Here is a 24,489-nt window from a genome sequence, read left to right as displayed (position 1 = left end):
CGGATGCGTATTCTTTATCTTGGCGATGTCATGGGCCGCGCGGGACGTGCGGCGATCACTCAACGGTTGGCGGGGCTCCGGGCGGACTGGAAGCTCGATTTCGTGGTGGTGAACGGCGAAAATGCGACCTCTGGCATGGGGCTGTCGGGCGCCCATGCAAAGACCCTGCTGGATGCCGGGGCCGATTGCCTGACCTTGGGCGATCATGCCTTTGACCAGAAGGATATGCTGCAGTTCATCGAGCATGAGCCGCGTATCATCCGCCCGCTGAACTTCTCCAAATCGGCGCCGGGCAAAGGGGCGCGCCTGTTTGACGTGAAAGGGCGCAAGGTTCTGGTGGCGCAGGCGCTGGGGCAGGTGTTCATGAAACGCCCGTTCGATGATCCGTTCTCGGCCCTTGAGGGCGCGTTGAAGACCCTGGGCGGGCAGGCGAAAGTGCGCATCATTGACATCCACGCCGAGGCCACGTCCGAGAAAATGGCGATCGGTCACTTCTGCGATGGGCGAGCCAGCCTTGTGGTGGGCACCCATACCCATGTGCCCACGGGCGACGCGATGATCCTGCCCGGCGGCACCGGCTATATGACCGATGCGGGCATGTGCGGCGATTACAACTCGGTCATCGGGATGGAAAAGGCCGAGCCTCTGCGCCGCTTTATCACCGGCATGCCCAAGGACCGCTTCAGCCCGGCCACCGGCGAGGCGACACTTTCTGGCGTCTTGGTCGAAACCGATGACCAGACCGGCCACGCCAAGACGATTACCCCGATCCGAGAGGGCGGGCGCCTGCAAAGCAGCACCCCTTGAGGCGGGCTATGCCCCTCGTTCTGCTGATCTGAATGGGGGCGCTTCGGGGCCTCACCATACCGCCTCCAGGATCACCGTCGCCGCAGGGGATCGCGATGTCGGCATCATCTTCTGGTCTTCCACTGCCAAGACGGGGGGGCTGTTGGTGTTTGACCCGTTCCGGGGCAGGCCCTTCCGGGCGCCTCGATCTTCGTCGCCAGCCTATCCCCCCCGCACGGGCTGGCACGGGCTGGGGGAGGCGCTGTCGGGCGCCGCTTTCACCGTGACCGGTCTCGGCAGTCTGTGGTTGCGGCCGATGCCGGGCGATAGCTACGCCACCAGGATCCGGGCCGCCTTGGCGCTGATGCTTCTGGGGGGGCTTCTGGCTCAGCCGCGACGGATCTCGCGCTCATATTCTTGGCCAAGTTGACCCTACGGAAATCCCGCGTTGTTCGAACCACTCTGCACGACCTATAACTTTGGCATCGGTTCCCAAATGCCGTGGCCGGAACCCCTTCGGCCTATATTCCGTTCATTTACTGAGGATTTTCTCATGTTTACGTCTTTCAAAGCCCCCATCCTTGCCCTGGCCCTTGCCGCCACAACCGTGCCTGCCGTGGCACAGCAATCGGTCGAGTTGGTGACCGGCATCGGCTTCGGCAATTCGCAAGTGGAGGCCACCCAGAACTCGGTTCGCGCCTGGATCATCGAGGGCACGCGCCTTTATGGTAGCGCCGATTGGAACACCGCGCTGCGCGGCAACATCCAGTGCAACCAGACGCCTCAGGCCGGTGGTGGCGGCGGTGCTTCGACCCTGGGCATCGGCGTCGAGGGTGACGCGACCGGCTCTTGGGCCTGTACCGTGACCGGCCTGCCACTGAGCGCGATCAGCAACTGATCCGGCCCTATCCATTCACATCATTCCCTCAATGCCCCGCCGACGCTCCATCGGCGGGGCATTTGTGTTGCAGCCCCGGCGTCACTGCGACAAAGATGGAGCCCGAGGCATTCCGCCTGATCCGGAGTTCCATGGTCAATCTTCCGCTATCCGACACCGGTGAGGGCCTCGTCACCCTCGCGATCCTGCTGATCATGTTCGCCATGTTCCTGTGGGAACGCTGGCCCACGGAAGTTGTCGCCATCGGCGGTTGCGCGGTGTTGTTGATCTTGGGCCTGCTGCCCTATGACAATGCGATTGATGTGCTGTCCAACCCGGCGCCCTGGACCATCGCGGCGATGTTCATCGTCATGGGGGCCTTGGTGCGCACCGGATCGCTGGACCGGCTGACCAAGTTCGCCGAGGCCAATGCCAAGGCAAGGCCCGCCGTTGCGGTGGCCAGTTTGCTGGCATTCGTGGCGGTGGGGTCGGCGTTCATGAACAACACGCCCATTGTGGTCATCATGATCCCGGTCTTTGTTCAGATCTCGAAGATCCTCGGAAAACCCCCGTCCAAGTTCCTGATCCCGCTGTCCTATGCGGCAATCATGGGCGGCACGCTTACGCTGATTGGTACCTCCACCAACCTGTTGGTGGACGGGGTGGCACGGGCGCAGGGGCTGGCGCCATTTACCATATTCGAGGTCACGCCCATCGGCTTGGTCGTGGTGGCGTGGGGGATGATCTACCTGACGCTCATCGGGCGGTTCTTGCTGCCGGACCGGGCGTCGATGGCGTCGCTTCTGGGGGGCAGAAGCTCTCGGCCGAAGTTTTTTACCGAGGTGGCGGTGCCAGAAGATTCAGCCCTGATCGGGCAGGCGGCGCAAGACGTGGACCTGTTCCGCCGCGACGGCGTGCGCCTGATCGACGTTCTGCGCGGCGATGCCTCTTTGCGGCGCGATATGAAGGCGGTGACCTTGGAAAAGGGGGACCGCGTCGTGCTGCGCACGGATATGGCCGAGGTGTTGGGGCTTCAGGCCTCCAAAGAGCTGAAAACAGTCGATAAGCTGAGCCAGGTGGCCACGGCCACGGTCGAGGTGCTGATCACACCGGGATGCAAGATGATCGGCCGGTCCCTGGGGAACCTGCGTTTGCGACGGCGCTACGGGGTGTATCCGCTGGCAGTGCATCGGCGGAACCAGAACATCGGCTCGCAATTGGACGATCTGGTTGTAAGGATCGGGGATACGCTGCTGCTTGAAGGGGACCCGGCGGATATTCAACGCTTGGCCGCGGATATGGATTTGGTCGCCGTCACGCATCCCTCAGAGCGCGCATACCGTCGCGAGAAATCCCCGATTGCCATTGCCGCCATGGCGGGGATCGTTGTGCTGGCCGCTTTGAACGTGGCCCCGATCCTGGCGCTGGCCGTGGTGGCCGTGGCGGTTGTGCTGCTGACCGGGTGCATCGACGCGGAGGAGGCGTTCAGCTTCATCGAGGGCCGCTTGCTGGCGCTGATCTTCGCCATGCTCGCCGTGGGCGCAGCCTTGGATCACACGGGCGGGATCAACCTGATTGTAGGGGCGATGGCCCCGTGGTTGGAGGGCGCCCCCACATGGGTGCTGTTGTTTGCGGTGTATTACATCACAACGGTGCTGACGGAACTGGTGTCGAATAATGCGATTGCGGTGATCATGGCCCCGATCGCGATTGCCCTGGCCCAGGCCACGGGCGTCGACCCAAGGCCCCTGGTGGTCGCGGTGATGATCGCGGCGTCCGCCTGTTTTGCAACGCCGATTGGCTATCAGACGAATATGCTGGTCTACGGCCCCGGCGGCTATGCGTTCAGCGATTTCCTGAAGGTCGGCGTGCCGTTGAACCTGTCGCTGGGGGTGGTCGTCTGCCTGACGATCCCGCTGATCTGGCCGCTGTAGGATGAGGCATTTGAAGACTTGAGCAGCTAAAGCTGCATTCGATTTTCAAGAAGGGGGCTAGCCCCCTTAGGCGCCTCCTGAAGGAGGCGCGACCCCCAGAGGTGTACTTGCCAAGATGAAGGGGGGGCCGCGATTGGTGTGGTTGTCAGAGAGGCCAGACGACGAGGATCGTGGGGATGGAGACGGCGACCACGATGATTTCCAGAGGCAGGCCCATGCGCCAGTAGTCGCCGAAGCCATAGCCGCCGGGGCCGAGGATCAGCGTGTTGTTCTTGTGGCCAATCGGCGTGAGGAAGGCGGCGGAGGCGGCGACGGCAACGGCCATCAGGAAGGGATCGGGGGAGACGCCGAGCGACTGGGCCATGGTGATGCCAACGGGGGCCGCGACGATGGCGGTGGCGGTGTTGTTGAGCACGTCGGACATGGTCATGGTGACGACCATCAGAACGGTGAGGATCGCCCAGGCGGGCATTCCCTGGGTGAGGCTGACGAGGGAGCCCGCGATAAGCTCGGTGCCGCCGGAGCTATCGAGTGCCGCGCCGAGGGGGATCATCGAGCCCAGAAGCACCACGACGGGCCATTCGATGTGGTCGTAGATCTCGGACAGGGGCAGGATCTTCAGCAGGACGTAGCCCACCGCGACGATGCCAAGGGCGATGGGCAGGTAGACGATGCCAAGGGACGCCGCGATGACGGCGGCGGCAAAGAGGCCGATGGCGGCCCATGTCTTGCTATCGTTGGTGACGGTGAGGCCGCGGTCCGCCAGGGTCAGGCCGCCGAGCCATTTGACCACGTCATCGGCACTGTCGGAAGGCGCGAGGAGCAGGAGGATGTCGCCCGGCTCGACAGGGGTCTGGCGCAGGCGCTTGGTGATCTTCGTGCCGCGCCGCTTGATCCCCATCAGCGTGGTGCGCTGGCGCCACGACAGGCCGATGCTCTGCGCGGTCTTGCCGACGATGCGCGCATCCTCCGGCACCGCCATCTCCACGAAGCTGACGCTGTCCCCGGCGATTTTCGCGGCACCGGTGTCGCTGCCGGCGGTCTCCAGGCTTTGGCCGACGCGGAATTCGTCCAGGGCTTCCGGTGAAGCCTCCAGCACCAGGATGTCGCCGTCCTTCAAGGTCAGGTTCCGGCCCGTTCCAAAGCGGCGCTTGCCGTCGCGCAGGATGCCGATGATGACCACATCCGCCTCCGCCGCGGCATCCTCCAGGTCGCGCAGGCTGGTGTCGTTCAGCTTCGAGTCCTCGGGCAGGCGCAACTCGGCGATATAGGGGGACAGATCCTCCACCTCTGCCTTGCCCACGCCGCTGTCACGGTTGGGGATCAGGCGCCAGCCAATCAGCGCCACGAAGGCGAGGCCCGCGATGGCCGCAACACCGCCGACGGGGGCGAAATCGAACATGCGAAAGGGCGCGCCCAACTGGTCTTCACGGATCGTGGCGATGATGATGTTGGGCGGTGTGCCGATCAGCGTGACCATGCCGCCCAGGATGGTGCAGAACGACAGGGGCATCAGCGACAGCCCCGGAGAGCGCCCCGCCTTGCGCGCCGTGGCAATGTCCACCGGCATCAACAGCGCCAAAGCCGCGACGTTGTTCATGAACGCCGACAACACGCCGCCGACCGCCCCCATGATGGTGATATGCGCCCCCAGCGACCGCCCCGCATCCACCAGCGTGCGGGTAATCAGGAACACCGCGCCCGAGCGTACCAGCCCCGCCGACACCACCAGCACCAGCGCCACCACCAGCGTCGCCGGATGGCCAAAGCCCGCGAACGCGTCCGAGGCCGGGACAACCCCCAGAACCGTCCCCACCATCAGCGCCGAGAAGGCCACCACGTCATAGCGGAAACGGCCCCATAGCAGCAGGGCGAAGACGGCTCCGAAAAGCGAGAAGAGGATGATTTGATCTGTCGTCATGGGCCAACATTAGCGGGGCTGCCGCGCCGCGTCACGCGGATAGCGGGGCGGCAAAGGGCAGGGGCCATTGCGCGGGAGGGGGCTCGTGCCCTATATGGGCCTCCGACAGGTTATTCATAAAGGCGGGAGCGACCCATGGCAGGCCACTCAAAATGGGCAAACATCCAACACCGTAAGGGGCGGCAGGACAAGCTGCGCGCGAAGGTGTTCTCGAAGATGTCCAAGGAAATCACCGTGGCAGCCAAGATGGGCGACCCGGACCCCGACAAGAACCCCCGCCTGCGCCTAGCCGTGAAAGAGGCGAAATCCGTCTCCGTCCCCAAGGACGTGATTGAACGGGCAATCTCCAAGGCCACTGGCGGCGACGCCGAGAACTATGACGAGATCCGGTATGAGGGCTACGGCCCCTCCGGCGTCGCTGTCATTGTGGAAACGATGACCGACAACAAGAACCGCACCGCCTCCACCGTGCGCTCCACCTTCACCAAGAACGGCGGCAACCTGGGCGAGACCGGCTCCGTCGGCTTCATGTTCGACCGCAAGGGCCAGGTGACCTACCCGCTCTCCGTGGGCGATGCCGACACCGTCATGATGGCCGCCATCGAGGCCGGTGCCGAAGACGTGGAAACCAACGAGGGCGACGGTGATGAGGATCCGGGCAACCACGTCATCTGGTGCGCCGACACCGACCTGCACGAGGTCTCAAACGCGCTGGAGGCCGAACTGGGCGAGTCCGAGTCCACCAAACTGGTCTGGCGCCCGACCACCACGACCGAACTGGGCCTGGAAGACGCGCAAAAACTGATGAAACTCATCGAAGCGCTGGAAGAAGACGACGACGTCCAGACGGTGACGGCCAACTTCGAAATCTCAGATGAGGTCATGGCGCAACTGGGGGCGGAGTAGGGGGCTTTGGGGCCAAAGCTGGCACTCGCCCCGGTTGCAGCGAAGGGCCGATTTTACCCAAAAAGGCCGAATGCTGCAATCTGCACCGGCGGCACCGTAACAAAACCAGCCAGTCGTCTCACCTAACGCATCTTCCTGCGGCCGCTTGCGCACGACTATCTCGACCTTTTCAAAAGCACTTTGCACACCAATGGCCCCTCAATCGAGATAAAGCCGGCGCGCGAAGTGAGTGCTTTTTCTATCGTAAGGCAAGCCACGCCTGCGGACCCCGTGCTGACCAAAAGCGCCATAAAACTGGCCTTTCACAGTGATCCGACGCAAAAAGCCGCCCCATCACAGGACGGCTTATCGTTTCACCATTCGCAGATATCAGAAAGTGAATGCCACGCGTAACGCGCCCGCGATGGTGCGCATGTCGCCGCCCAAGCCGCTCAGGTTGACCGAGGTCGCAAGACCCAGGCCGTTGCCCAGACCGGTGGAGCCACCCAGCTCAACCCGGCCCGTCCAGCCATCGTCCGCCAACAGATCTTCCACCAGCACAACGCCCGCGTCCTGCGTCAGGTAATCCGCGTGGAGACCCGCAAAAAGCGACCCATCGGCGTCGTCGAAGGTGATCCGTGCCCCCAGTGACCCTTGGGAGAACTGATAGGTCTCGGATGTCGTCAGCGTGCCGCCCGTCCCCTCGATCTCCTGCTGACCGTGCAGCAATCCAATGGTTGGCGTCAGGGTAAACTCTTCGGACAGCGCAAAGTCATAACCGCCTTCGAACGTCACCGCCGTCAGGGTCATATCCGCGGTGCCTGTGCCCCCGGTGGAGGTCTGGTCGAACGATCCCACGCCGTACATCAGGCTCGCGTTGCCATGCCAGTTGCCTGCGCGGTAGCTGAGGTAGGGTTGCAGATAGGTCATCTGCCCATCCTGGCTGAAGCTGCCGTCGCTGGCATTAATCTCGGAGAATCCAAGCGATAGGCCCGCGACCGTGTCCGGGCCGATGCCGATATCCGCGCCGATGGCAAAGCCAGACCCTCCAACCGCGTTCGAGCCGCCGCCGGTCTCTGTGGTGCGGAAGCTGGTAACATCCGCCCATGTGTAAAGGCCGCCCACCAAGCCGGGTGCGCCTTGGGTAGAGGCCGTTACCGTCCCGTCCAAACCGCGCACGAAGCCGCCGGTGGCGTCGCGGGTGGCAAGGCTTACCTGCCCCAGATCACGCGCCACTCCGCCCGCGTCCACGACAATCAGCCGCGCCGCGCCGCCAGAGGCGGACAGCATAGCTGCAAGTTCGGCCTGCTGCGACAAGCTCCAGCCAAGGATCATCCCGTTCAGAATCGCCGTGATCTCGTGGGAAGAATATCCGTCATAGTGGTTCATCGAAACGACCAGCTGATATTGCCCGTTGGTAATTCCCTGACCTGTCAAAAGCGCAACAGATGAGTTGGTGGTATCCGTCCCGCTGGCTAGAGCACCTGAAATAGCAGGAGAAGAGAATGTCAAAGCACTTACATCCGCATTCGCAGCAAACAGATTGTAGTTAATCAAAAAATGAGTGTCGTTGTAGCCGTTGCTAATGTTTTGCGTAGTATCCGCTGATATGACGGATGCGTCTACAACCGTAACTTCCGTGACACTATAGTAATACGTTGGAGAGCCCGCGAAACGTGTACCATCCACAATGATGTCGGTGACCAATTCCGTTTGCGACCACGCCGCGCCTCCGGTCAACGACGTTGACGCGGCCAAGACTGCCGCGATCCCCAAATTCCTCATCTGCTCACCTCTTTATTTGCAGCCTCGCACGACGCGCGGCTCTTGTATTTACTTCATCCTATAAGCGAAAAACCGCCTAGCCCCACAAAAACGTTAGTGCCTGTTTTCAATGTCTTCGCCTGTGTGCGCTTCAAGACACATGTTGTGTTCGATTGATGTCTGTCCCGCGACAACAAGTAGGCAAACGCATCTCTGGCCCTTCTTCTCACCCACCGACAAGCCACCCTGATCGCCAGACCTTTCACCTGCGCGTCCGGCGCCGCGTCCCCAGAAAATGGTCCGGGCGCTATGATGATTGCAGCGCGTAGAACGCAGTCCGCCGAGCTACGTTCTTGGTGCTTTTCACCGTGGCCTTAACCTGACAAATTCAGACATTAAGAGTTGTGTTGGAATTTCATGTGCTTTGTCAGCGTAGCAGACGTCCAGGCTCCGCGCAGCAAACGTCCGCTGTCCGCCTTTCACGCGATTTGCAGCAAACCGTATCCATCGCGACGTAGCGCCGTACGGCACGTCCGTCACGTGGGTAAAAATGAAATCCCTAACAAAACGTTAACAAAATCCACAACATAACGATTTCAAACACATAACCCCCGTGCTCAAGCTTGAGCACCCGCCGCGAGCCGCCAAATCCCCCCTCCGCTTATCTCCTTGCAGCCCCTCCGCTCCGGTGGTCATCTGGCCCCCTATGGAAACGCCCGCCACCCCCTCCGCGACCCTCGTCCACACGCCCGCCTCCCGCCCCGGGTGGGGCATCTTCTGGATGCTCCTCACCGGCCTCTGTTTCGTGGCTGTGACAGCGACGGTGAAGATGGTGGGCACCGACGTGCCCGCGATCCAATCAGGCTTCCTGCGCTACGCCCTCGGCCTCGTTTTCCTGATCCCGATGCTGCCCTCGGTCCGACGGGCCAATGTGGACCGGAGCCTGTTGGGGATCTTTCTGGGGCGCGGGGCAGCCCACGCCTTGGCGGTTTCCCTGTGGTTCTTCGCCATGACCCGCATCCCCATCGCCGACGTCACCGCGCTCAACTACCTCAACCCGGTCTACGTGATCTTGCTGGCGGTTCTGTTTCTGGGAGAACGTCTTGGCCGCTACCGCGTCGCTGCGGTGGTCATCGCCTTCGTGGGCACCTTCGTTATCATCCGCCCCGGTTTCCGAGAGATCGACCTGGGGCACGTGACCATGCTGGTCACGGCCGTCGCCATGGCGGTCAGCTACTTCCTCGCCAAGTTGGCATCGGGGCGGGTCAGTGCCGAAGTGGTCGTGTTCTACCTGTCGCTGGTGGTGCCGATCATCCTTGCGCCGCTGGCGTGGTATGTCTGGGTGCCGGTCACTTGGAGCGATGTGGGGTGGCTCTTCCTCTGCGCCTTCTTCGCCACATTGGGCCACTACATGATGACGCTGGCCTTCCGCGCCGCGCCTTTGGCGGTGACACAGCCGGTGTCGTTCTTGCAGTTGGTTTGGGCCACGGCTTTGGGCGTGTTTGTCTTTGGCGAACCCGCCGACATCTATGTGATCGCAGGGGGCGGGATGATCATCGCGTCGGTCAGCTTCATCACATGGCGAGAGACCGCTTTGGCCCGCCGCCACCGCAAGGAAGCCGCTTTAGCGGGCGATGGCGTAGAGTAAGCGGCGGGCTTCGGCTTTCTCAGGCAGAAGCGTCTTCGCCGCCGCCTTCCAGCCGCTCTTGAAACCGCTCAAAGAACTGATCGGCCATTTTGGTGGCAAAGCTGTTCACCAGGCGAGAGCCCAATTGCGCGATCTTGCCGCCGACCTTGGCTTCGACGTCATAGGTCAGCTCGGTGCCGCCTTCGGGATGGTCGGCCAGATGAACCTTCGCGCCCCCCTTGGCAAAACCCGCGACGCCGCCCTTGCCCTCGCCGGTGATGGTATAGCTTTCACCCGGCACGATATCTGAAAGGGTCACCCCGCCCTTGAACGTCGCTTTCACCGGGCCGACCTTTTGCTTCACGGTCGCCTCGAAACCTTCCTCCGGGGAGCCTGTCAGCTCTTCACAGCCGGGGATGCAAGCCTTCAGAACCTCGGCCTCGTTCAGGGCTTCCCAAACTTGTTGGCGGTCGGCGGCGATGTGGCGGCTGGCGTGAAGTTCCATGGTTTTCTCCCTATTTGGCTGTAGCTTACGGGTCGCGTCGGGATTGGCAATGGCTTGGCCCCGGCGCGTGGCAAGAATTCATAGCTGAATGCTAAAAAACTGTTCTCAGGCGTTATTGGGCGACTTCGTAGGGCAGGGTGCCGCGTCGGTTTGGGTTCACGACCAACTGCCTCTCCAACGGGGGTACGGCGCGTTGGTGGCAATTGGGACGTTCGCAAATGCGACACGAAATGCCGATGGGTTGAAAGGCTGTGCTGCGGTCCAGGTCGAGGCCGTCGGCATAGACCAGCGATCCCGCGTGGCGCACCTCGCAGCCCAAGGACACCGCGTACCGGCGCGTGGGACGCCCCCATGCGCCGCCGGATTTTGACACGTCGCGGGCAAGGATCACATAGCGTGCGCCGTCGGGAGTTTCGGCCAGTTGGCGCAGAAACCGGCCCGGCGCCTCGAAGGCTTGGTGCACGTTCCATAGGGGGCAAGCGCCGCCGAAGCGGGCAAATTGCAGCCGCGTGGCGGAGTGGCGTTTGGTGACGGTGCCGGCCTGATCGACACGGGCAAAGAAGAACGGAATGCCCTTTGCGCCGGGACGTTGCAGGGTGGACAGGCGGTGGGCGATTTGTTCGATCGACGCGCCGAAGGTGATGGCCAGACGCTCCAGATCGTGGCGGGTGTCTCGGGCAGCCTCGGCAAAACGGGTGTAGGGCATCAGAACGGCTCCGGCGAAGTAATTGGCCATGCCGATCCGGGCGATCTCGCGGGCGGTATCGGATTGGAACCGGGCAAGATCCAGCGTCGCCTCGATCAACTGCTCCTGCCCCAGTAGGGCGTATTGGTGCAGCAGTTGAAAGCGCTGTGTCTCAGGGGCGGCTTGGGGCGATAGGGTCAGGATCTTGGTGCCAGGATCATAGGCGCGGACACCATTGCCCGCAGTGAAGCGCAGGGTCACGCCCATGTCGGCCAGAACCGACTGCGTGTGGGCGGCCAGATCGCCCGTGGCGCGGGTGGCGAACCGTTCTGCTGCGCGATCCACGGCATCAATGTAATTGTCCGTGTAGTGGAAAAAATCGCGCACCTCTTCCCAAGGCGAGGCAGTGGCACTGCTTTGTTGGCCCAAAGCCTCATCGAGCGACGCAAGGCGTTCCTGGGTCTGGCGATAGGCGCGGTGGAGCTTCAGGAACGCATGGGCCAGGGTCGGCGCATTGGCCGAGACAAGCCGCAGGTCGGCCAGCTGCGGCCCGGATTCAGCGAACAGCGGATCGGCCAGAGCCTCTCGCATATCAGAGACGATGCGATCCGCGTCCGAGGCCGAAAGCTCGGTCACGTCAACGCCAAAATCCTGCGCCAAGCCCATCAGAACCGCCGTGGACAAAGGGCGGTTATTGTTCTCCATCTGGTTAAGATAGGGCAGGGATATCCCCAGCTTTGCGGCAAAGTCTTTTTGGGTCAGCCCCAATCCGGTGCGCAAACTGCGCAGCTTGGCGCCGACGTAGAGTTTTTGAGTGGCCATACCTATCCCCTTTGCAACCCTAAGTTAGCGGGTTTGCAAAGCCTGGGGCAAGGCTCAACCCTCGGTCACCTGCGCTTGCCTGCGGATTGTGTAGACAACGGAACCGACCGCCAAAAGCGAGGTGACCAGCATGATGATAATCAACGGATAGACCCCGTTGCCGCCGGTCAGCATAGCGCCCGCCAAGGCCGACATCGCCGCGCCGCCGAACAGCATGATCGCGCCGCCAAGCCCCGATGCCGTGCCCGCCAGATGGGGGCGGACCGACAACATGCCCGAGGTCGCATTTGGCAAAACCATGCCGTTGCCAAAGCCCACAGTCGTCATGAAGCCGAAGAACACGAAGGGCGATTGCAGGCCGAAAAGGAACAGGATCAGCAACAACACCATGCCCGTGGCGGTCACCGAAGTGCCCCATAAAATCATCGGGTTGATGCCGACGCGGGTGGAGTACCGGCCCGATATGCCGTTGCCAAAGAAGTACCCCACTGCGGGCGCGCCAAAGAATATGCCGACCTGTGTGGGGGAAAGGTGGAAGACCTCTGACCCGACATAGGGCGCCCCCCCAAGGTACGAGAAAAACGCCCCCGAGGCGAAGGCCGCCGTCAAGCAGTAGCCCCAGAAACGGCGCGAGGTCAAAAGCTCGGGGTATTGCGCGATCTGCTCTGCCAGGCTGGATGTGCTGGCCCTTGCCGTTTCGCCCAAGTCCGCCCAGACAAGGGCCAGAATGACCAGGCCAAGGGCCAGAAGCAGCCAGAAATTCGCCTGCCAGCCCATGGATTGCTCCAACGCGCCGCCAATGCCGGGGCCAATCATGGGCACCACGGCCATGCCCATGGTCACATAGCCGATTTTCGAGGCGGCTTCGGCTTCGTCATGCATGTCGCGCACCACCGCCCGGCCCAACACAAGGCCGGTCACGATGACGGCCTGCATCATGCGAAACAGCAGGAAAACCTCGATGCTGGAAGCCAGCAGGCAGCCGATGGTGGCGAGGATAAACAGAGCCGTGCCCCCCAGGATCACCGGCCTGCGCCCGAACCGGTCCGAGATCGGCCCAATGATGATCTGAAGCGCGGCGTTCACCAGAAGGTAGAGCGAGACCGATAGCTGCATCAGCCGATAATCGGTGTCGAAATAATCCGCCATTGCAGGTAGCGACGGCAGGAAAATGTTCATCGACAAGGCGCCAAGGCCGGTCATGATGATCAACGTAAAGATGTGCGGGGGCGTGGTGCGGTCTAGAAACCGCGCCGGTTGGTGCGTGCTCATGGCACTGGCGTATTGCGGATTTTTGCGAAGGTCCAGAGAGTATGCAGATGTATACCGGGTTCGCAAATTTGCAAAACACATCACTCGGCGGCAAAGTAATTTGCAAATATACTAGTTCTTGCTGGATGAAATGGCCACATCCGCATAGTTTCCGCGCCAAGCCGAAGAGGGAGGCACCATGACGGATATTCTGGAACAGCTTAACGAGCGACGCGCCTTGGCGCGGGCAGGTGGCGGCGAAAAGCGCGTGGCTGCGCAACACGCCAAAGGCAAGCTGACCGCGCGTGAGCGGATTGAACTGCTGCTCGATGAGGGGTCTTTCGAAGAATACGATATGTTCGTGGCGCACCGCACGACGGAATTCGGCATGGCTGCCAATCGCCCGCCCGGCGACGGTGTTATCACCGGCTGGGGCACCGTGAATGGGCGTCAGGTTTACGTCTATAGCCAGGATTTCACCGTCCTTGGCGGCTCGGTCTCGGAAACTCACGGGCAGAAAATCTGCAAGATCATGGATATGGCCGTGCAAAACGGTGCACCTGTGGTCGGCATCAACGACTCGGGCGGGGCGCGGATTCAGGAGGGGGTCGATGCCCTTGCCGCTTATGCCGAGATCTTCCGCCGCAACGTCGAAGCCTCTGGCGTGATCCCGCAGATCTCGCTGGTGATGGGGCCTTGCGCCGGTGGTGCGGTCTACTCCCCCGCGATGACCGACTTCATCTTCATGGTGAAGGACACGTCCTACATGTTCGTCACCGGCCCCGATGTGGTAAAAACCGTGACGAATGAGGTGGTTACCGCCGAGCAATTGGGCGGTGCGGCCACCCATACCAAAAAATCCTCCGTCGCCGATGGCGCGTTCGAAAACGATGTGGAGGCGCTGAGCGAAGTGCGCCGCCTGATCGACTTTCTGCCCCTGTCCAACCGTGAAAAGCCGCCAGTGCGGCCGTTTTTTGACAGCCCGGACCGGATCGAGCACAGCCTTGATACGCTGATCCCCGACAACCCCAACCAGCCCTATGACATGAAAGAGCTGATCGAAAAGCTCGCCGATGAGGGCGATTTCTACGAGATCCAAGAGGATTTTGCCGGCAACATTCTCACGGGCTTCATCCGTCTGGAAGGCCAGACCGTGGGCGTTGTGGCGAACCAGCCGATGGTTCTGGCGGGGGTTCTGGATATCGACAGCTCTCGCAAGGCGGCGCGGTTCGTGCGGTTCTGTGATTGCTTCGAAATCCCGATCCTGACCCTCGTGGACGTGCCCGGCTTCCTGCCCGGCACGACGCAGGAATATGGCGGTGTCATCAAGCATGGCGCGAAACTGCTGTTCGCTTACGGCGAGGCGACGGTGCCGTTGGTGACGGTCATTACCCGCAAAGCCTATGGCGGCGCCTATGATGTGATGGCCTCCAAGCATATGAAAGCCGATGTGAATTACGCTTGGCCCACGGCTGAGATCGCCGTGATGGGCGCCAAGGGCGCGGTAGAGATCCTGCACCGTTCCGACCTTGGGGATGCCGACAAGATCGCGGCCCATACGGCGGAATATGAAGACCGTTTCGCCAATCCCTTCGTCGCCGCCGAGCGGGGCTTTATCGACGAGGTCATTCAACCCCATTCCACCCGTCGTCGCGTCAGCCGCGCCTTTGCATCACTGCGGCGCAAAGAGCAGAAGTTGCCGTGGAAAAAGCACGACAACATCCCCCTCTGATGGCCCGGCATGGATGGCATATTGACCGTGACGGCGACACGTTAACCCTGTCTCGGCAGCGCACGGCCCGGTTTGATCTGGCCGAGGTCACGTTCCTTCCGGGCGATGATCTGGTGCGCGCGCTTATCGCCCATCAAATCCGGCAGGATATGTGGCGCAAGCTGCAACGTCTGCGTGGGTTCTGCCCGGCGGTGCGTGTCACGACGCAGCCGGGGGGCGTGGCCGTGCTGGCAGGTGGTGCGGTGGCAGGGCCGGTGACCGACCGCGCCCGCACCCAGATCGCGGATATTCTGAACGATCCCGCCCTGCGCATCCGTTGGGTCACCAATGCGAGGAAACGGTGATGTCCTTTAACTACGCTGCAATGGGAACCAAACCGCCGCGCGTCGTGTTTTCCGTGAAAGGAGGATGCGATGACGAAGGACCATGGACCGTCCGTGAAGGACGACGAAACCTACGAAGCTCTGCGCGAGGATGGGGCCTCCAAGCAGAAAGCGGCGCGGATTGCCAATGCTCAGGCCTCCGACAGCCAATCGCCCTCCAAATCGGGCGGGCGGGCGCCTCCCTACGAGGAATGGACGAAGGACGAGCTGTATGCGCGCGCCCGGGAACTGGACGTCGACGGACGCTCGGACATGGACAAAGATGCGTTGATCAAGGCCTTGCGCAACACCTGAACGTCCTGTGCGCGGGGGCCTCGTGATGCTGCGCACCATCCTCATCGTGCTGACCCTCGCCGTTCTGGCCTCTGCCGCGTTTCTGCTGTTCCGCGGCCCGGCGGAGGCTGACATCTGTACCGCCGATGAAGTGCTGCAAGCGCCTTCGGGCAACGATCTGCGCCTGTGTGATGTGGTGTTCGAGGTCCAGCCCGACAATGACGTATGGGTTGTGGTGCGTGTGACCGATCCATCCCTGGCGGGCGGTGCGGCCCGCGCCGAGCATGGCGACCACGATTGGGCCTGCGAAACCTGGGGCCTTCCTGCATTGGATAAAGAACCCCGCCCCACACGGATCATCGTGCAGATCATGGAAACTCCGTTTCAGCGTGGCGAGCCTGCGCCGGGGATAACTCAATCCATCGAGGCATATTCTGAGCAGAACGCCACCTGCATGTGGGAGCTTTTGTGATGTATCCCCAATATCTTGCGGTGCGACCTTCAAGTGAATGCCAAGGTGATGCATTCGAGTCACATCCCGATCTTCTTTGTGGAAAACCCTGTGGAGAAACCGTCGCTCCATGTAACGTAAAGCCTAGCTGCACAAACGCAGCTGTACCTCGGATCGTGCCCGGGTCTACGGGCACATCGCCTTTTGGCCCGGTCACACCGCGAGGCAATAAGAAGAAGAAAACGGCTCAGACGGGTTTGCAGACACCGTCCAAGCCGAAACGGCAAGTCCTATGGTGCAATCCCCCAGAGCACCCGAGCAGGACATCCCCTCTAACCGGACGGGGCATCAGCTTCGTCCGGTATATCCCCTCCCCTCAAGCGGGGAGTTCCCCATGCTAAAACACCGTGGTTTCCCAGGGCGGCTTCCGTCCAGCGAGTATCAATTCGTCATCCGCCGTGACAACAAATCCGGCGCGACCAAGCTGATTGCGCGCGAACGTTTCGCCGATCGTCGTCCGCCAGATCGCCGGGCCGATAGTGGCTTCATGGAGGCGTTGTGGCTCTATTTTGGCGAAGAACCGTTTGAGCGGGGCAATCTGGATGCGGGTCGCCTGAGCTGGCTGTTCGGGCGCGAGGTGATACCGGCCGAAGATCCATTTGATCCCGAAAGCTATGAGGCGCTGTTGAAGATTGACGTGAACCGCGCCCGCGCGTCGTTCCCCGAGGCGTTTGACGGCACCGGCGTCTGGGACGGCGGATCGGCATGATTTCGCCCGTCATTAACCAATTTGAGCGGCCTGCCGCGCAGAGCGCTGGAACGGGCCAATTCGGCCTTTTGTACGCCGCGAAAGCTGCGATGGTGACCAAGTCGGCCATTGTCCCAACTTTCTTTTACACGGCCGACACTGACAATACGTGTTACCCTTCCCCTATAAGGCGGTCGGCCGATCCATCGGCGCGACCGCCTCTTTTTTTGCGCTGTGATAGGGGGATAGCTGGGACCGTCAGGCTTGTTCCCGCCGAAATCCGGCCTCGGGAAACCGTGACTTATCCGAAGGTTTCGCGTCCTGTAGGCTTGAAGGCGCGAGAAACCTCGCCATTGAGCACATCGACAGGAGACGCATCGAAATGCGCACTAAATTCACCTTCACAGCCCTATTCGCAGCCACCCTTGCCGTGTCCGGGTGCGTCATGTCCGACCTTGAGCGCGCCGGCGTCGGCGCGGTTGCGGGTGGCGTCACGGCAGCGGCCGTCGGCGGGACCGTTGCCACGGGCGTTGTGGCAGGCGCGGCCATCGGCGCGCTTTGCGACGAAGTCACACGCATCTGTCGCTAATTTCCGCGCGGGTCTAGCCCGCTCGTCCAAGCATTCATGCAACCACCCGGGCCACCGCGCCCCGGTGGTTTTTGGCGTTTCAACGGCGCCCATATCCCCCCTTTTGCTGGCTCAAATCACGCGGGCCAAATCTATCCGCAGAGAAGGAAACACCCCATGTTCAAGAAACTCCTGATCGCCAACCGCGGTGAAATCGCGTGCCGCGTCATCAAGACGGCCAAGCGCATGGGCATTCCCACCGTTGCTGTCTATTCCGACGCCGATCGCAACGCCTTGCACGTGAAGATGGCGGATGAGGCGGTGCACATCGGCCCGCCCCCCGCAAACGAGAGCTACATCGTGATCGACAAGATCATGCAGGCGATCCGCGACACGGGCGCCGATGCGGTGCATCCCGGTTACGGTTTCCTCAGCGAAAACATGAAGTTCGCCGAAGCCCTGGAAGCGGAAGGCGTGGCCTTTGTGGGGCCACCCGCCACGGCGATTGAACAGATGGGGGACAAGATCACCTCCAAGAAGATCGCGCAGGACGCGGGCGTCAGCACGGTTCCGGGCCACATGGGTCTGATCGAGGATGCCGCCGAGGCGATCAAGATTTCCGGCGAGATCGGCTATCCGGTGATGCTGAAGGCGTCGGCAGGCGGCGGCGGCAAGGGCATGCGGATTGCCTGGTCCGAGGATGAGGTGGCCGAGGGCTTCCAAGCCTCCAAGAACGAGGCGGCCAGCAGTTTCGGCGATGACCGCATGTTCATCGAGAAGTTCGTGACCCAGCCGCGCCACATCGAAATTCAGGTGCTGGCCGACAAGCACGGTAACGCCATTTATCTGGGCGAGCGGGAATGCTCCATCCAGCGCCGGAACCAGAAGGTGATTGAAGAAGCGCCAAGCCCGTTCCTGGACGAGGCGACCCGGAAAGCCATGGGTGAACAGGCGGTTAGCCTGGCGCAGGCGGTGGGCTACACCAGCGCGGGCACGGTGGAATTCATCGTCGATGGGGACCGCAACTTCTACTTCCTGGAGATGAACACACGCCTGCAGGTGGAGCATCCGGTGACCGAATTGATCACCGGCGTGGACCTTGTGGAGCAGATGATCCGCGTGGCCGCTGGCGAGAAGCTGGAGATGGCGCAAAGCGACGTGAAACTGACTGGTTGGGCGATGGAATCCCGCCTTTATGCCGAGGATCCCTACCGCAATTTCCTGCCCTCCATTGGCCGTCTCACCCGCTACCGCCCCCCGGTCGAGGTTGCCGCCGGGCCGCTTCTGGATACGGGCAAATGGCAGGGCGACGCGGAGGCGGGCGAGACCGCCGTGCGCAATGACACGGGCGTCTATGAGGGCGGCGAGATTTCCATGTTCTACGACCCGATGATCGCCAAGCTATGCACGTGGGGCCCCGATCGCCCCACCTCGATCGAAGCGATGCGCGTGGCGCTCGATAGCTTTGAGTTGGAGGGCATCGGCCACAACCTGCCGTTCCTGTCTGCCGTGATGGATCATGAGAAGTTCGCCTCAGGCGACATCACAACCGCCTTCATCGCCGAGGAATATCCTGAGGGGTTTGAAGGGGTTACCCTTCCCGATGCCGATTTGGTCCGCGTCGCTGCCGCCGCTGCCGCGATGCACCGGGTGGCCGAAATCCGGCGCACGCGGGTGTCGGGGCGGATGGACAATCATGAACGCCGGGTGGGGGCCGATTGGGTGGTGTCCCTGCAAGGCCAATCCTATGAGGCCCGCATTGAAGCGGATCACGAAGGCTCCACCGTCACGGTTAACGGCACGGATTTGCGCGTCACTTCGGATTGGACGCCGGGCGACAAGCTGGCGCGTTTGAACGTCAACGACAGCCCGCTTGTGCTGAAGGTTGGCAAACGCCCCGGAGGCTTCCGCCTGCGCACCCGAGGCGCGGATCTGGATGTCTTCGTGCGCACCCCGCGTCAGGCAGAGTTGGCTGCCCTGATGCCCGAGAAGATCGCGCCGGATACGTCCAAGCTGCTGCTGTGCCCGATGCCCGGGCTGGTGGTGAAAATGGACGTGGAAGAGGGCGACGAAGTGCAGGAAGGCCAAGCCCTATGCACCGTGGAGGCGATGAAGATGGAGAACATCCTGCGCGCAGAGCGCAAGGGCGTCGTCGCCAAGATCAACGCCGGCGCGGGCGACAGCCTTGCCGTCGACGAGACCATTATGGAGTTCGAATAGTCCGATGATGATGGGCCGGGGCGGAAATCTATGTGCAGCGGGTCACACCGCTCAGCCGCCCCGGCGCAATTCTTCCTGCCGTAGCTGGAAATTGTCGATTGCGCGGATGATCTCGCGCACGTCCCGCACGGCAGGGCGGCGCAAGCCGACGGTGCCGTCCTTGCCCAGAACCACGATGGAGAACCCCCGTGGCCGCAGTGCCAGCCGGATATCGGAGCGGGCGTCGGGGGCGGTGTCGAACAGAATTACCACGTCACGTTCTAGCAGCGCATCGGGGCGATTGGCTAACAGCTCCATCTGCTCGATGAAGCGAGGGTCGGCGGGTGTGTCGGCAAACACGATAATGGGCCGCGCAACCCATTGGAATTCGTCCAGGGTCAGGCCTTCGGCAGAGCGCGGCTCCAGCGGGTCAAAGGCCTCTTGCGCAAGCACCGTGGCGGGCGTCAGACTAAGCAAGGCGAGCAATAGGGTACGGAATAGTGTCATTGGTTCTCCTGTCCTGACAGATATAGTCAGCTTCGCGGGCAATGCTAAGGTTTTCGCTATTTGGTTCGGGACGTTGACCGAATATTCACCGCGACCGGAGACGACAGAGGGGTATGTCACACCCCTTTCCGGAAAGGTCTCCGCGATGCATGTCGTCCTTCACGTCGGTGCTCACCGTACCGCCACCACCGCACTGCAACATCACATGGCCGAACATCGCATCGAACTGTCCGATGCGGGTGTTGTCTATTGGGGGCCAAAGATCACCCGTGGCGGCTTGTTTCGCGGCGCGATTGGCGGCGTGGAAGGGGTGATGGCCTGGCAGGAGCGCCGCTTTGCCGGGCGCTGTCGGATGCGGGCCGATGCGGTGCGCAAGACCGGTGCGTCGCACTTGGTGATCTCGGACGAGAATATGTTGGGCTCCATGCGCGCGGCGCTGGAACATACCCGGCTTTACACAGACGCCGGACGCCGTGTTGCGGCTTACGCCCACGGGTTTGACCGCCACAACATAACCGTTGCCCTGTGCGTGCGCGATTATGTGGATTGGTGGACCTCTGCCATGGCGTTCCGCCTGATGCGCGGCGGGCCGCTGCCCCATACGGATCTGCGAGAGCATCTGGTAACGCAGCCGCGCCGCTGGCGACATATTGTAGAAGAACTTTCCCGGGTTTTGCCCGATGCCCGTGTTGCTGTTTGGCGGTACGAATCCTCGGCCCATGCCTCCCATCGTTTGGTGGAGGAACTGACAGGTGTCGTCACCCCGGTGTCCGACGCACCGCGCCAAAACCGCCGCCCCACCGCTGCCGTCCTGCATGACTTGATGGAAGCCTGTGGCATTGATCCGGCCAAGTTCCATTGGCCAGACGGGCAATTCATGCCCTTCGCCCCCCACGAGATTGAGGCGTTGAACGCCCAGTACCAAGAAGACCTTGACTGGCTATCGACCGGGGCAGGGGGCTTTGCCGACTATATTGACCCGCCTTCAGCAGAGACTGAAGCGCCGACAGACCTAGGAAGAGGACAACCCGATGACGGAGACCACCGACAATTGGCGTAAGCTGGCCGAGAAGGAACTTCGTGGCCGCGATCTGGACGATCTCACTTGGCAAACGCTGGAAGGAATCGACGTCAAACCGCTCTATACGGCGGCAGATACCGAAGGGCTCGACCACATGGGCGCGATGCCCGGTGAAGCGCCGTTCACGCGCGGCGTGAAGGCCACGATGTACGCGGGCCGCCCGTGGACCATCCGCCAATACGCGGGCTTCTCGACGGCCGAGGAATCCAACGCCTTCTACCGCAAGGCCCTTGATGCGGGACAGCAGGGCGTGTCGGTGGCCTTCGATCTGGCAACACATCGCGGCTATGACAGCGACCACCCCCGCGTGTTGGGGGATGTCGGCAAGGCGGGCGTGGCCATCGACTCGGTCGAGGATATGAAAATCCTCTTCGATGGTATCCCCTTGGACAAGATCTCGGTCTCCATGACGATGAACGGCGCGGTGATCCCGGTTTTGGCGTCCTTTATCGTGGCGGGGGAAGAGCAGGGGCACGACAAGGCGCTGCTGTCGGGGACCATTCAGAACGACATTCTGAAAGAGTTCATGGTCCGCAACACCTACATCTATCCGCCCGAACCTTCGATGCGGATCATCTCGGACATCATCAGCTATACCTCTGATAACATGCCGAAATTCAACTCCATTTCGATCTCTGGCTACCATATGCAGGAAGCCGGGGCCAATCTTGTGCAAGAACTGGCCTATACCATCGCCGATGGCCGCGAATACGTGCGGGCCGCGATGGAAGCCGGGATGGACGTGGATAAATTCGCCGGACGTCTGTCGTTCTTCTTTGCCATCGGCATGAATTTCTTCATGGAGGCCGCCAAGTTGCGTGCGGCGCGGACCATGTGGCACAAGGTGATGACCGACATGGGCGCGCAATCGGAACGCTCCAAAATGCTGCGCACCCATTGCCAGACCTCTGGCGTGTCGCTGCAAGAACAAGACCCGTACAACAACGTCGTGCGCACCGCCTACGAAGCAATGAGCGCGGTTCTGGGCGGCACCCAGTCCCTTCACACCAACTCTTTCGACGAAGCCATCGCGCTGCCGACGGATTTCTCCTCTCGCATCGCGCGGAATACGCAGTTGATCTTGCAGGAAGAAACCGGCGTGACGAATGTGGTGGATCCTTTGGCGGGCTCTTATTACGTGGAGTCCCTCACGGCGGAGCTGATCGAAAAGGCCACCGCCCTGATGGACGAGGTCGAGGAAATGGGCGGCATGACCAAGGCCGTTGCCTCGGGCCTGCCCAAGCTGCGGATCGAGGAGTCTGCCGCTCGCCGTCAGGCCATGATCGACCGCGGCGAAGAGGTGATCGTTGGCGTCAACAAGTACCGCAAGGAGAGCGAAGACCCGATTGATATCCGCGATATCGACAACGACGCCGTGCGCGACGCGCAGATCGCCCGGCTCAAATCCATCCGCGACAGCCGCGAGGAAAGCGTCTGCGCAGCGGCGCTTGAGAAGCTGACGCGCACCGCCCGAGAGGGCGGGAACCTTCTGGCCGCCGCCGTAGAGGCCGCCCGCGCCCGCGCCACCGTAGGGGAGATCAGCATGGCAATGGAAAACACCTTTGGCCGCCACCGCGCGGAAGTGAAAACCCTCGCAGGCGTCTATGGCTCGGCCTATGAGGGCGACGAAGACTTCGCCGCAATCCAGGCCGACGTGGAAAAATTCGCCGAAACGGAAGGCCGCCGCCCCCGCATGTTGGTGGTGAAAATGGGCCAGGACGGCCACGACCGCGGTGCCAAGGTCATCGCCTCGGCCTTCGCCGATATCGGCTTTGACGTTGACGTCGGCCCCCTGTTCCAGACCCCGGAAGAGGCGGCGCAGGATGCCATCGACAATGACGTCCACGTCATCGGCATCTCGTCGCAGGCGGCAGGCCACAAGACGCTCGCGCCGAAGTTGATCGAGGCGCTGAAGGCTGAAGGCGCGGGCGAGATCATCGTGATCTGCGGCGGTGTGATCCCGCAGCAGGATTATGAATTCCTGACGAACGCGGGCGTCGCGGCCATCTTCGGCCCCGGCACGCACATCCCGACAGCGGCAAAAGACATTCTCCGTCTGATCGGCGAAGCGCGCGGGTAAACCGGGCCTTGGCCCGGCGCATCGGATCGGGGGCGGTTACGTCCCCGGTTCCTCGATGATGTAATCGTCCCAGTCTTCTTCGTCGATCTCGAATTCTGGCACCGTTATGCCGCGCACCGATACGCCCGCTTGATGGACCGTCTCGGGATCGCCGGAGATCAAAGGATGCCACCAATTCAATGACTTACCCTCGTGCACCAAGCGATACGCACAGGTGGCGGGCATGAAATAGGCCACGTCTTTCATCGTGCCAGGCGTCAGTTGAATACACTCGGGCACCAGCGTCTTGCGGATCTCATATTGTCCGCACAGACAGGTCTGGTCGTCCAACAAACGGCACGCAACGCGGGTCAAAGCGACCTCCTGCGTGTCTTCGTCTTCCAATTTGTTCAGGCAGCATTTCCCGCAGCCGTCACACAGGGCTTCCCATTCCTCTGCCGTCATTTTCGACGGCGGAACCCGATCCCAAAACTGGTCCCTCATCGGCGCAACGCGGCCCTGGCGTCCAAACTGTCCGCGTCCATCTGGGCGATCAACGCCTCTAGGCTGTCGAACTTGGCCTCGCCCCGTAGGTACTCCACAAGTCCAACCGACAGGTGAGCGCCATAAAGATCCCCTGAGAAATCAAATAGATAGGTCTCCAGATTGGGCTCTTCCAACTCGAACATCGGGCGGAAGCCAAGGTTTGCCACCGCGCCATAACTGCCCGCGTGGGGGCCGTCGCGCACATCAACCGTGACCGCATAGACGCCCGGTTTGGGCACGTGCAGCCCGGCCAGCCCCATGTTGGCGGTCGGGTAACCCAACTCTCGGCCCCGCTTTTCGCCGTGAATGACAGGGCCTTCGATGCGGTGCCAATGGCCCAACATCGCGGCGGCTTCTTCGGGGCGGCCGTTTGACAGCGCGTCGCGGATTGCGGTGGATGACACGGCCCCGGCGTCGCCTTCCAGCATATCGGCGATCGTCACGTCAAATCCGGCCTCGGCGCCCATGCGTTGCAATGTTTCGGCGGTGCCATGGCGTCCTTTTCCGAAACGGAAATCTGCGCCCACGACGGCATGGCTGATTCCGAGGCTGCCGACCAACACATCGCGCACGAATTCCACGTCGCTCAGTCCCGAAAGCCGCGCATCAAAAGGAAGCTCCGCCAGTAGGTTAACGCCCAATTTGCGCAACCGATTGGCCCGCGCTTCGGCGTTCATCAGGCGAAAAGGCGGGGCGTCCGGGGCGAAGACCTGCCTTGGATGAGGTTCAAACGTGACAACGCCCAAGGGCGCGTCCAACCGTCTTGCCAGATTCAACACATGCTGGTGCCCGCGATGGACGCCGTCGAAGTTGCCGATGGCGACAGAGGCCCCCTTGTCGCTGAGGGCTGCAAACTGGTGATCGCGTAGGATTTTCATAGCCCGC

At 61.9% G+C, this 24,489-nt stretch carries 22 protein-coding genes; 14 read left to right on the top strand and 8 right to left on the bottom strand.

The window, feature by feature from the left end:
• The first annotated feature begins 3 nt into the window (after positions 1-3).
• The 3 genes from AADW23_RS17845 to AADW23_RS17835 all read left to right on the top strand — a co-directional run bounded on the left by AADW23_RS17845 (position 4) and on the right by AADW23_RS17835 (position 3,597).
• Positions 4-807 carry a TIGR00282 family metallophosphoesterase gene (locus AADW23_RS17845; RefSeq protein WP_341862294.1) on the top strand — a complete coding sequence of 268 codons (804 nt, stop codon included), beginning with the start codon at positions 4-6 and terminating at the stop codon, positions 805-807.
• 532 nt (positions 808-1,339) lie between these two features.
• Positions 1,340-1,684: a hypothetical protein gene (locus tag AADW23_RS17840; RefSeq protein WP_341862293.1), complete on the top strand. Its 345-nt coding sequence runs from the start codon at positions 1,340-1,342 to the stop codon at positions 1,682-1,684.
• Between the two features lie 131 nt (positions 1,685-1,815).
• Entirely contained in the window at positions 1,816-3,597 is a 1,782-nt protein-coding gene (locus AADW23_RS17835) for an SLC13 family permease (RefSeq protein WP_341862292.1), read from the top strand.
• A gap of 145 nt (positions 3,598-3,742) precedes the next feature.
• On the opposite strand, the gene AADW23_RS17830 is transcribed toward AADW23_RS17835, so the two are convergent.
• On the bottom strand, positions 3,743-5,518 hold the full coding sequence (locus tag AADW23_RS17830) for an SLC13 family permease (protein WP_341862291.1): 1,776 nt from the start codon (positions 5,516-5,518) through the stop codon (positions 3,743-3,745).
• A gap of 135 nt (positions 5,519-5,653) precedes the next feature.
• Here AADW23_RS17830 and AADW23_RS17825 point away from each other — a divergent pair, with 135 nt between their 5' ends.
• Positions 5,654-6,424 carry a YebC/PmpR family DNA-binding transcriptional regulator gene (locus AADW23_RS17825; RefSeq protein ID WP_341862290.1) on the top strand — a complete coding sequence of 257 codons (771 nt, stop codon included), beginning with the start codon at positions 5,654-5,656 and terminating at the stop codon, positions 6,422-6,424.
• Between the two features lie 369 nt (positions 6,425-6,793).
• On the opposite strand, the gene AADW23_RS17820 is transcribed toward AADW23_RS17825, so the two are convergent.
• A complete protein-coding gene (locus tag AADW23_RS17820) occupies positions 6,794-8,188 on the bottom strand; it encodes an autotransporter outer membrane beta-barrel domain-containing protein (RefSeq protein ID WP_341862289.1) in 1,395 nt (464 codons plus the stop codon).
• Between the two features lie 685 nt (positions 8,189-8,873).
• Between AADW23_RS17820 and AADW23_RS17815 the strand changes: the two genes are divergently transcribed.
• Positions 8,874-9,815, top strand: coding sequence for a DMT family transporter (locus tag AADW23_RS17815; protein WP_341862288.1), 942 nt, complete (start codon positions 8,874-8,876; stop codon positions 9,813-9,815).
• A gap of 19 nt (positions 9,816-9,834) precedes the next feature.
• Here the strand turns inward: AADW23_RS17815 and AADW23_RS17810 are convergent, their stop codons facing one another.
• The 3 genes from AADW23_RS17810 to AADW23_RS17800 form a co-directional block, all read right to left on the bottom strand.
• Positions 9,835-10,299, bottom strand: coding sequence for a carbon monoxide dehydrogenase subunit G (locus tag AADW23_RS17810; RefSeq protein WP_341862287.1), 465 nt, complete (start codon positions 10,297-10,299; stop codon positions 9,835-9,837).
• A 112-nt stretch (positions 10,300-10,411) separates the two neighbouring features.
• Positions 10,412-11,806, bottom strand: coding sequence for a short-chain fatty acyl-CoA regulator family protein (locus AADW23_RS17805; protein WP_341862286.1), 1,395 nt, complete (start codon positions 11,804-11,806; stop codon positions 10,412-10,414).
• Positions 11,807-11,860: 54 nt separating this feature from the next.
• Positions 11,861-13,078: a multidrug effflux MFS transporter gene (locus tag AADW23_RS17800; RefSeq protein ID WP_341862285.1), complete on the bottom strand. Its 1,218-nt coding sequence runs from the start codon at positions 13,076-13,078 to the stop codon at positions 11,861-11,863.
• A 178-nt stretch (positions 13,079-13,256) separates the two neighbouring features.
• On the opposite strand from AADW23_RS17800, the gene AADW23_RS17795 reads away from it, so the two are divergent.
• The 7 genes from AADW23_RS17795 to AADW23_RS17765 all read left to right on the top strand — a co-directional run bounded on the left by AADW23_RS17795 (position 13,257) and on the right by AADW23_RS17765 (position 19,432).
• Positions 13,257-14,789: an acyl-CoA carboxylase subunit beta gene (locus AADW23_RS17795; protein WP_341862284.1), complete on the top strand. Its 1,533-nt coding sequence runs from the start codon at positions 13,257-13,259 to the stop codon at positions 14,787-14,789.
• The gene (locus tag AADW23_RS17790; protein ID WP_341862283.1) at positions 14,789-15,133 is read left to right on the top strand and encodes a hypothetical protein; all 345 of its coding nucleotides are present in this window, start codon (positions 14,789-14,791) and stop codon (positions 15,131-15,133) included. Before AADW23_RS17795 ends, AADW23_RS17790 begins: the two co-directional genes overlap by 1 nt.
• A gap of 69 nt (positions 15,134-15,202) precedes the next feature.
• Positions 15,203-15,466 carry a Rho termination factor gene (locus AADW23_RS17785; RefSeq protein ID WP_341862282.1) on the top strand — a complete coding sequence of 88 codons (264 nt, stop codon included), beginning with the start codon at positions 15,203-15,205 and terminating at the stop codon, positions 15,464-15,466.
• Positions 15,467-15,491: 25 nt separating this feature from the next.
• The gene (locus AADW23_RS17780; protein WP_341862281.1) at positions 15,492-15,917 is read left to right on the top strand and encodes a DUF6497 family protein; all 426 of its coding nucleotides are present in this window, start codon (positions 15,492-15,494) and stop codon (positions 15,915-15,917) included.
• Positions 15,918-16,290: 373 nt separating this feature from the next.
• On the top strand, positions 16,291-16,665 hold the full coding sequence (locus AADW23_RS17775; protein ID WP_341862280.1) for a hypothetical protein: 375 nt from the start codon (positions 16,291-16,293) through the stop codon (positions 16,663-16,665).
• Positions 16,666-17,026: 361 nt separating this feature from the next.
• Positions 17,027-17,233 carry a hypothetical protein gene (locus AADW23_RS17770; RefSeq protein WP_341862279.1) on the top strand — a complete coding sequence of 69 codons (207 nt, stop codon included), beginning with the start codon at positions 17,027-17,029 and terminating at the stop codon, positions 17,231-17,233.
• A 156-nt stretch (positions 17,234-17,389) separates the two neighbouring features.
• Positions 17,390-19,432 carry an acetyl/propionyl/methylcrotonyl-CoA carboxylase subunit alpha gene (locus AADW23_RS17765; protein WP_341862278.1) on the top strand — a complete coding sequence of 681 codons (2,043 nt, stop codon included), beginning with the start codon at positions 17,390-17,392 and terminating at the stop codon, positions 19,430-19,432.
• Between the two features lie 51 nt (positions 19,433-19,483).
• On the opposite strand, the gene AADW23_RS17760 is transcribed toward AADW23_RS17765, so the two are convergent.
• A complete protein-coding gene (locus AADW23_RS17760) occupies positions 19,484-19,918 on the bottom strand; it encodes a DUF4174 domain-containing protein (RefSeq protein WP_341862277.1) in 435 nt (144 codons plus the stop codon).
• A gap of 145 nt (positions 19,919-20,063) precedes the next feature.
• Here AADW23_RS17760 and AADW23_RS17755 point away from each other — a divergent pair, with 145 nt between their 5' ends.
• Positions 20,064-20,978, top strand: a complete 915-nt coding sequence (locus AADW23_RS17755; protein WP_341862276.1) for a hypothetical protein — start codon at positions 20,064-20,066, stop codon at positions 20,976-20,978.
• The gene (scpA, locus tag AADW23_RS17750) at positions 20,950-23,079 is read left to right on the top strand and encodes a methylmalonyl-CoA mutase (protein ID WP_341862275.1); all 2,130 of its coding nucleotides are present in this window, start codon (positions 20,950-20,952) and stop codon (positions 23,077-23,079) included. Before AADW23_RS17755 ends, scpA begins: the two co-directional genes overlap by 29 nt.
• 36 nt (positions 23,080-23,115) lie before the next feature.
• Here scpA and AADW23_RS17745 read toward each other — a convergent pair whose 3' ends face one another.
• Together AADW23_RS17745 and AADW23_RS17740 are read right to left on the bottom strand one after the other, a co-directional pair.
• Entirely contained in the window at positions 23,116-23,562 is a 447-nt protein-coding gene (locus tag AADW23_RS17745; protein WP_341862274.1) for a YcgN family cysteine cluster protein, read from the bottom strand.
• Complete coding sequence (locus AADW23_RS17740) at positions 23,559-24,482, bottom strand: bifunctional riboflavin kinase/FAD synthetase (RefSeq protein ID WP_341862273.1); 924 nt, start codon at positions 24,480-24,482, stop codon at positions 23,559-23,561. Before AADW23_RS17740 ends, AADW23_RS17745 begins: the two co-directional genes overlap by 4 nt.
• Between the last annotated feature and the right edge of the window lie 7 nt (positions 24,483-24,489).

It is taken from the genome of Gymnodinialimonas sp. 57CJ19, assembly GCF_038396845.1.
GTDB lineage: Bacteria > Pseudomonadota > Alphaproteobacteria > Rhodobacterales > Rhodobacteraceae > Gymnodinialimonas.
This window is presented reverse-complemented; position numbering and strand designations above follow the sequence as displayed.